This is a genomic window from Pseudomonas svalbardensis, assembly GCF_030053115.1.
Taxonomy (GTDB): Bacteria; Pseudomonadota; Gammaproteobacteria; order Pseudomonadales; family Pseudomonadaceae; genus Aquipseudomonas; species Aquipseudomonas svalbardensis.
In genome coordinates, this window is record NZ_CP125619.1 from 4,337,471 (window position 1) to 4,346,484 (window position 9,014).

A 9,014-nucleotide genomic window follows, 5' to 3' on the forward strand; every position below is an offset into this window, starting at 1 on the left:
TCTTTTGCAAAAGCGAACCGAGCACATGACCAACCGTCGTTCATTCCTCAAGCAGGCCGGTATTCTCGCGGCCGGCCTGCCCCTGGGCGCTGCCGTGAACCTACCAGCGCTGGCCGCCAATCCGGCGCCGCTGCCGAAGGATAAATGGGCGCAACTACGCCAGATGTTCAATCAGGACCCGGACTACCTGCACTTCGCCAACTTTCTGGTGACCTCACACCCAAGACCGGTGCGTGAAGCGATCGACATGCACCGCGCCAACCTCGACCGCAACCCCGGCCGGGCCATGGACTGGGACCTGGGGGAAACTGAAAAGCGCGAGCAGGAAGTGCGCGTCTGGGCCGGTCGTTACCTCAAGGCCAAGCCTGAGCAGATCGCCCTCACCGGCAGCACCACCGAAGGCCTTTCACTGATCTACGGCGGCATTCATGTGCGCCCCGACCAGGAAATCCTCACCAGCGAACACGAACATTACGCAACGAACTATGCGCTGGGGTATCGCCAGCAAAAGGACGGGGTCAAGGTTCGCAAGCTCAAACTGTTCGAGAACAGTTACGGCATTTCCGTGGATGAGGTGCTGGGCTCGATTGCTAAAGGCATTCGCCCCGAAACCCGAGTGCTCGGCATGACGTGGGTGCAATCGGGCAGCGGCGTGAAACTGCCGATCGGCGAGATCGGCAAACTGGTGGAGGACCAGAACCGCCACCGCGAAGAAAAGGACCGCATCCTGTATGTGGTCGACGGCGTCCATGGCTTCGGCGTCGAGGACCTCGACTTCCCCGACATGCACTGCGATTTCTTCATCGCCGGCACGCACAAATGGATGTTCGGCCCGCGCGGTACCGGGATCATCTGCGCCCGTTCGAGCGAGCTCAAGGACGTGACGCCGACCATCCCGACGTTCTCCGAAGCCACCACCTTCTCGACCATCATGACCCCCGGCGGCTATCACAGCTTTGAGCATCGCTGGGCCCTGAACGAAGCCTTCAAGCTGCACCTAGACCTGGGCAAGGCCGAGGTGCAGGCGCGCATCCACGCGCTCAATACCTATGCGAAAAACCGCTTGCTGGAGCACCCGCAGATCGAACTGGTGACGCCAAAAAGCGTGGACCTGTCGGCCGGTTTTACCTTCTTCCGGATCAAGGATCGCGACTGCGAAAAAGTCGCCCTCCAGCTGATGGAAAACCGCGTGGTCTGCGACTCGGTGGACCGCGACGTCGGCCCGGTGATCCGCATCGCCCCCGGCCTGCTCAACACCGAAAACGATATCGACCGTTTCATGGCCCTGCTGAACAAAACCGCCTAATGCAGAACCCTGTGGGAGCGAGCCTGCTCGCGATAGCGGTGGATCAGTCACCATCAATGTTGAATTTGATGGCCCAATCGCGAGCAGGCTCACTCCCACATTGGGCCTGGCGTGACACCCGTTTTTTATATCGAGATGATTCATGAACCGAGATCAATTGACCTTGTCACTCAAGGCCCTGGCCCTGACCGCACTCATGGTCGGACTTTTGCCGACCACCGCCCAAGCGGCCGCCACCCCGCAACCGGGCAAAGTGTTCAAGGACTGCCGGGACTGCCCGGAAATGGTCGTGCTGCCCGCCGGCACCTTCGCCATGGGCACCCCCGATGACGAAGTCGGTCGCGAACCCGATGAAGGTCCGATGCATGACGTGACCTTCGCCAAACCATTCGCCATGAGCCGCTTCCAGGTCACCGCCGGTGAATGGGACAGCTACATGCGCGAGAGTGGCGTGACCATCGCCAACGGCGACACCCGGCCGGGTCGCGAGTGCGTCGCCAGCAAGCCGCGCTATCCGCAAAGCCCGCGTCAGCCTGCGGTGTGCATGAACTTCGACGACGTGAAAAACTACGTCGCCTGGCTGTCGAAAAAAACCGGGCAGAAGTACCACATGGTCAGCGAAGCCCAACGCGAATATGCCGCGCGCGGCGGCAGCAAAGGGCCGTTCCCCTTCCCGTTCGATGAGGGCAAGGAATACAGCATCGCCAAGCACGCCAACACCTATGGCCCGGCGGACGGTTACAGTTTCAGTTCGCCAGTGGGCAGCTACCCGCCGAACGCCTTTGGCATGTACGACATGCATGGCAACGTTTACGAATGGGTCGAAGACTGCGAACACCCGGACTACGTCGGTGCGCCCACCGATGGCAGCGCCTGGGTCGAGCCCAAATGCGAAGCCGTACGGATTCGCGGCAACGACTGGGCTGAAGCACCGGTGTTCTCGCGCTCCGGCAACCGCAACAGCCTGTACCCGCAAGAGCGCGGCGACTGGATGGGGTTTCGCATCGTGCGCGACCTCTAAGCCCACCGCCCCTCTGTAGGAGCCAGGCTTGCCGGCGAAGGCGATCTCAAGGACGCCTTCGCCGGCAAGCCTGGCTCCTACGGGACTGTGTAGTGACAGCAAGCCCCGCCAGTCGGCGCCCTTCTAAATTAAGCCTTCCACCAGACGTTCTACTGGGTATCTGCCTTCACGACCCAAGGAACTGTCTTCCATGACCCAGCCTACCCGTGGCGCCATCGGCGAATTGTTCGCCCTGTTGAAACCCTTTCGGCTCATCGTCGCCGCGTCCATTTTCCTGGGCATGGTCGGCGGCCTGAGCGTCACGGTATTGCTGGCGACCATCAACAACGCACTGCATTCGGACACCGGCCTGACCCAAGGCGTGGTCACCCTGTTCGCTGGTCTGTGCCTGCTGGCACTGGCCAGTTCGATCTGCTCGGACATCGGCACCAACTATGTCGGCCAGCACATCATTGCCAAGCTGCGTAAACAGTTGGGTGAAAAAGTTCTGTCGGCACCGATCGAACAAATCGAACGCTATCGCAGCCACCGTCTGATTCCGGTGCTGACCCACGACGTCGACACCATCAGCGACTTCGCTTTCGCCTTCGCACCTTTGGCCATTTCCGTCACCGTGACCTTGGGCTGCATGGGGTACCTGGCCATTCTGTCTTGGCCAATGTTCCTGATCATGGTCGCCGCCATCCTGATCGGCACGGCGATTCAGGCCTACGCCCAGAGCAAAGGTGTTCAGGGTTTCATGGCCGCCCGGGAGGCCGAAGATGAACTGCAAAAGCACTACAACGCGATTGCCGAAGGCGCCAAGGAACTGCGCATTCATCGCCCACGCCGCCAACGCATGTTCGTCTCGGGCATCAAGGCTACGGCCGAATTCATCTGCAACACCCAGGTGCGTTCGATCAATACATTCGTCATTGCCAAGACCTTCGGCTCGATGCTGTTCTTCGTGGTCATCGGCCTGGCCCTCGCGCTGCAAACCTTTTGGCCGAGTGCCGATAAAACGGTGATGAGCGGCTTCGTGCTGGTGCTGCTTTATATGAAAGGTCCGTTGGAGCATTTGATCAGCACCTTGCCAATCGTCAGCCGCGCGCAGATTGCCTTCCGCCGCATCGCCGAACTGTCGGAGCAGTTTTCCACCCCGGAACCTCATCTGCTGCTCAGCGATAAAGGCAACGTCAAACAAGCGGTGCACGAACTGAAACTGGCCGATGTGCGTTTCAGCTTCCCGGCTGCGGAAGGCGCCGCAACCTTCCAGCTCGGGCCGGTGAACCTGACGATCAAGCAAGGCGACATCACCTTTATTGTCGGCGAGAACGGTTGCGGCAAGACCACGCTGATCAAACTGCTGCTGGGCCTGTACACGCCGCAGCAGGGTGCAATCCACGTCAATGGCGAAGTGATCGACGCCGCCAACCGCGATGACTATCGCCAGTTGTTCACCACCATTTTTGCCGACTATTACCTGTTCGATGATGTGGTCCAGGGCGATACGCACATCCCCGAAGACGCCAACAAATACCTGCAACGGCTGGAGATCGCGCACAAGGTCAGCGTCAAGGACGGCAACTTCACCACCACCGACCTCTCCACCGGCCAGCGCAAACGCCTGGCCCTGGTCAATGCCTGGCTGGAGGAGCGTCCGGTGCTGGTGTTCGATGAATGGGCTGCAGATCAGGACCCGACCTTCCGGCGGATTTTTTACACCGAGCTGCTACCGGACCTCAAACGTCTGGGCAAGACCATCATCGTGATCTCCCACGATGACCGTTATTTCGACGTGGCGGACCAACTGGTGCGCATGCAAAGCGGACGGGTTGTCACCGAGCTGGCCACCGCCTGAAAGGTAATGCCAGCCAAGTTAGGCAACTTCGAGAGGAACGCGGTCTTCGTAGCAGCTGGCGAAGCCTGCGTTCGGCTGCGCAGCAGTCGTGAAATCAGAACTCACGGTGCATCAGGTAGACCTCGCGAGCCGAGTTGACGACTGCTGCGCAGCCGAACGCAGGCTTCGCCAGCAGCAGACCGAGTTGCAGCTTAACTGGCCGGCATTTTTCTCCGATTCCGCCCCTCGCAAATTTATTTTCCCGGTTTCTTTCCGGTTTTACGTTCGTGCTGCGTCTAATAATCATTCCTATTAACAAAAATTCTGCACAACACTTTTTCAGGAGCTCAGGTAAGTAATGCGACCTCAAACACGCCGCACACCTCTCGCGCTGGCCGTACAGCGCCCGACTTTGCATCGCACCCTGTTCACTAGCGTACTGCTGACCGCCACCTTGCTGGGGAGCTCGATGGCCAATGCTGCACCTGTAAAAGTGAACATTGCAGGTCAATCGCTTTCCAACGCGCTGACCGAACTGGGCATGCAGACTAATCTGCAGATCCTCTACAGCCCGGATCAGGTTGCAGGGATCAAGTCTCGCGCAGTGTCCGGTTCCCTGGAACCGTCCGATGCCCTGAAGGCCCTGCTGCAAGGCACCGGCATCTCGTTCCAGATCAACGGCAACAGCGTCACCCTGGTGTCCGGCGGCGGCTCGAGCCTGCAACTGGGCGCGACCACCATTTCCGGCCGGGCCCTGGGCCTGACCACAGAAGACACCGGTTCCTACACCACCGGCGCCACCACCACCGCGACCAAGCTGCCGCTGTCCATTCGCGAAACCCCGCAATCAGTCACCGTGGTCACCCGTCAGCAGATGGACGATCGCGGTGTCACCAGCGTCGCCGACGCATTGCGCAACACCCCTGGCGTCACGTCGCAGAAGTACGACAGTGACCGTACTGAGTTTTCTGCTCGTGGTTTTGCCATCACCAACTTCCAGTACGACGGCGTCAACATTCCTTACGACGGTGTTTACGGTGAGAACCCGAACAACAGCGACGACGCCGCCAGCCTCGACCACATCGAAGTCACCAAGGGTGCTACCGGCCTGATGACCGGCTCGGGTGACCCGTCCGCCACGGTCAACCTGATCCGCAAGAAGCCGACCAAGGATTTCAAGGCCTCGGTCAGCGCTACCGCAGGTTCCTGGGACAACTACCGCACCGAAGGCGACATCTCCGGTTCGCTGACCGACTCGGGCAACGTGCGCGGTCGCTTCGTTGGCGCCTACCAGGACAAAGGTTCGTACATCGACCACTACAGCCAGAAAAAAGACATCTACTACGGCATCCTTGAAGCCGACCTGACGGACGACACCCTGCTGACCCTGGGCGTCGACAAGTCCAGTACCACCCCGCGCGGCAGCTCCTGGACCGGTAACTCGCCGTACTTCACCGACGGCGGCCGTACCGACTTTTCTCGCAGTTTCAACCCCGGTGCAGACTGGAGCCGTCGTGATTTCGACAGCGTCACCTACTTCTCGTCGCTGGAACAAGCACTGGCCAATGACTGGAAATTCAAGGCCAGCTTCGACCAGAAAACCACCGATCACGATACCCAATTGGCCTCGGCCAGCGGTGGTTACGCGGACCGCGCCACGGGCGAAGGCAATTTCCTTTACTGGGGTCGCTGGGAAGGTCATCGCGTGCAGAACACGGCTGACGTAAACGTCTCCGGACCGTTCACCCTGGGCGGTCGCGAGCACGAACTGGTGGCCGGTTTCATGGCGTCCCACTCGCGCCAGACCGGTGCAACGTACGACACCAGCGCCTTCGCACTGGTGCCGGGCAGCATCTATGACTGGAACGGTAGCCTGCCGAAACAGGACTTCCCGAAAAACGGCAAGTACGAACGCACCCAGAGCCAGAACGGCCTTTACCTGGCCACGCGCCTGCGCCCGACCGACGACCTGTCGTTCATCCTCGGCAGCCGTCTGAGCACCTTCAAGTACAACGAAGATTACTCCTACACTCCGGGCGGCACCCTCACCGACACTCACGCCAGCTACAAGGAACATGGCGTCGTCACGCCTTACGCCGGTGTGGTCTATGACCTGAACGATACGTACTCGGTCTACGCCAGCTACACCAAGATCTACCAGCCACAAATCTACAAGGACGTGACCGGTTCGACCCTCAAGCCAGTTGAAGGCGACAGCTACGAAACCGGCATCAAAGCGGCTTATTTCGAAGGCAAGCTGAATGCCAGCTTCGCCTTGTTCCAGATCGAGCAGGACAACGTCGCGCAATACGTCACCACCGACGTCGGCACCGGCCAAGACGTTTACAAAGCCATCTCCGGCGCCACCACCAAGGGTGTGGAACTGGAACTGGCCGGCGAACTGGCGCAGGACTGGAACGTAACTGCCGGCTACACCTATGCCCGTACCCGTGACGACGACGAACAACGCATCTTCGGTTTCCCGCTGGCCTCCAGCAAACCGGAACACGTAGTGCGTACGTTCACCACTTACCGTCTGCCTGGTGCGCTGAACCAGTTCACCGTCGGTGGTGGTATCAGCTGGCAGAGCGCTTTCTACGGCCAGAGCTACAGCCCGAACGTGGGTAACGGCGAAGGCGGCAGCACCATGCTCAAACAAGGCGGCTACACCCTTGTGGACCTGATGACCCGTTATCAGTACGACGAACACCTGAGCTTCACCGCCAATGCCTACAACGTCTTCGACAAGAAGTACATGTCGGGTCTGGGCAACTTCGGCACCACGTTCTACGGCGAGCCGCGTAACCTGCAGATCACCGCAAAGTATGATTTCTGAGTGGCAGAGCTGAAATGAAAAATGCCCGTATCGCGAGATACGGGCATTTTTTATGGCTGATGGATGTGTGGTGACTGTGATGCCGTCTTAGCGAGCAGACTCGCTCCCACAGGGGATCTTCAGTGGCCACAGAATTTTTGTTCACATCGGTTAACTGTGGGAGCGAGCCTGCTCCGGGCGGCGTTCCGACGAAGGCGGTAGTCGCCCCGGTAATGGTTACTCAGCCGGATCGAGTCTATCCAGCGCCCGGTTCACCGCCAGCGCCCCCAGCATGATGACTTGCGCAATGCCCAGCAGGGAGTTGCGATTCGGCCCGTCCATATGACCCGCCATATCCATGGTCATGACATTGGCCGAGGCCAGCGATTCGCACGCATGGGCCAGCAGGGTTTCGGTATCGAGCTCTGGATTGACGATGAACATGGTGCTGGGTGTGCGTGGCGTGGCTTTGAACATAGTGGTGCTCCTTGATTAGTGGAGCTGCGACCGTCCGCGGTCAAACGAATAAGGTGGCAGCTGTACGCGGGTTGACCGACCGGAAATCAAGGTATCCGGCACACCCGAAGGTGTCCCGCGCACAGCCACCGCAAAAAGCCTGAACTTCTCTTGGGCATGTGCACGCCTTGATTGACTCGGACGGTCAAATCCGGACGCTGATTTTCAGCGACCGGGAAACGATAAAACCCAGGCTCAAGGCGCACAAGCCGGCGGATTCTGGCGTACCTGTACGCAACGACGCAAGACGCTGTAGCTTTCAGGAAGTAACCTACAGGTCTTTTAAACACGCCGGCTCAAGCCATGTTTAAACGCGGTCCATGTGGGAGCGAGCCTGCTCGCGAAAGCGGTGTGCCAGGCAACGGCGATGTCGACTGACACTCCCTCTTCGCGAGCAGGCTCGCTCCCACATTTCGTTCCCACGCGGTGGACTGACCCCAAAAAGTTGGACACAACTGCTGGGGTGCAGACCACAGAGTGGGAACGATCATTCAAAGCCGCGAACGCACCCACCCCGCCACTTCCGAGTGAATCCCCTCAACCTCCCCCAACAACCCCGCCATGCGCAAAAAGTCATGGGTCATCCCAGGCTGTTCCAGCAACGTCACCTCATTCCCGGCAGCTCGCAGCCGATCCGCATACGCCAGCCCTTCGTCATGCAACGGATCATGCCCGGCCAAATACACCAGCGCCGGCGCCACGCCCGACAGATCCTCCGCCAGCAACGGCGAGCAGCGCCAATCTGCCAGGTCTTCCGGCGTACGCCCGTAATGCGCATAGAACCAATCCAGCGTCGGCGTCTCCAGCAAATAACCCTCGGCGAAATCCCGATGCGACGCGCGCTTGGTCGTCGCATCCGTCACCGGGTACACCAACAATTGCGCCTTGGGTTTCAACGCCAGTTCCTCAGGTTCACGCACCGCCATGATCGACAACACCGTCGCCAGCGTCGCGCCTACGCTGTCACCGGCCACGGCCACCCGCGTTGCGTCCAGGCCATGTGCCGCGCCTTCACGCACCAGCCAGTTCCCCGCATCGCAGGCATCTTGTACCGGCGTCGGGAATCGCCATTCCGGCGCCAGGCGATAATCCACCGTCAACAAGGCAAAACCACCTTGGGAGGCCAGCCGCCGGCACAGCGCATCATGGGAATCGAGACTGCCGACCACGTAGCCGCCACCATGGAAATACAACACCACCGGCTGCAACCCGTCAACCGATTGTCCGTCGCGATACACCCTTGCCGACAGGCTGTGCCCATCTCGCGCGGCGATGGTGAAGTCCTCGCAGGCAACGCTGTCCAGCGGCACATCGAGAAACCCCGACGACGCTTCGAAATCGATCCGCGCCTGTTGCGGCGACTGCTCATGCATCGCGCTACTTTTGCCGGTCATCCGGCCGAACTCGGCGAGTTCTAGAAATGCTTCAAGTTCTGGCAACACGGCCATGGGACGAATCCTTCACACAAATAGGTCAATAACCGGACGGTACAAAAAATCCGAATCAAGCAAGGATCCTGTGGGAGCGAGCCTGCTCG

The 9,014-nt window shown here is 59.8% G+C and carries 6 protein-coding genes; 4 read left to right on the plus strand and 2 right to left on the minus strand.

The window, feature by feature from the left end; genetic code table 11:
- Nucleotides 1–25: 25 nt before the first annotated feature.
- The 4 genes from pvdN (at nucleotide 26) to QFX16_RS20105 (ending at nucleotide 6,982) form a co-directional block, all read left to right on the plus strand.
- Nucleotides 26–1,306: a pyoverdine-tailoring periplasmic protein PvdN gene (gene pvdN / locus QFX16_RS20090; RefSeq protein WP_283181058.1), complete on the plus strand. Its 1,281-nt coding sequence runs from the start codon at nucleotides 26–28 to the stop codon at nucleotides 1,304–1,306.
- Between the two features lie 142 nt (nucleotides 1,307–1,448).
- Nucleotides 1,449–2,327 (plus strand): dihydropyoverdine dehydrogenase, encoded by an 879-nt coding sequence (gene pvdO, locus QFX16_RS20095; protein WP_283181059.1) that lies wholly within the window; start codon nucleotides 1,449–1,451, stop codon nucleotides 2,325–2,327.
- A gap of 190 nt (nucleotides 2,328–2,517) precedes the next feature.
- Nucleotides 2,518–4,167, plus strand: a complete 1,650-nt coding sequence (locus tag QFX16_RS20100) for a cyclic peptide export ABC transporter (protein WP_283181060.1) — start codon at nucleotides 2,518–2,520, stop codon at nucleotides 4,165–4,167.
- Between the two features lie 337 nt (nucleotides 4,168–4,504).
- Nucleotides 4,505–6,982, plus strand: coding sequence for a TonB-dependent siderophore receptor (locus QFX16_RS20105; protein WP_283181061.1), 2,478 nt, complete (start codon nucleotides 4,505–4,507; stop codon nucleotides 6,980–6,982).
- Nucleotides 6,983–7,198: 216 nt separating this feature from the next.
- Here the strand turns inward: QFX16_RS20105 and QFX16_RS20110 are convergent, their stop codons facing one another.
- On the minus strand, nucleotides 7,199–7,438 hold the full coding sequence (locus QFX16_RS20110; protein WP_283181062.1) for a DUF6124 family protein: 240 nt from the start codon (nucleotides 7,436–7,438) through the stop codon (nucleotides 7,199–7,201).
- Between the two features lie 530 nt (nucleotides 7,439–7,968).
- Entirely contained in the window at nucleotides 7,969–8,925 is a 957-nt protein-coding gene (locus QFX16_RS20115; protein WP_283181063.1) for an alpha/beta hydrolase, read from the minus strand.
- Nucleotides 8,926–9,014: the final 89 nt, after the last annotated feature.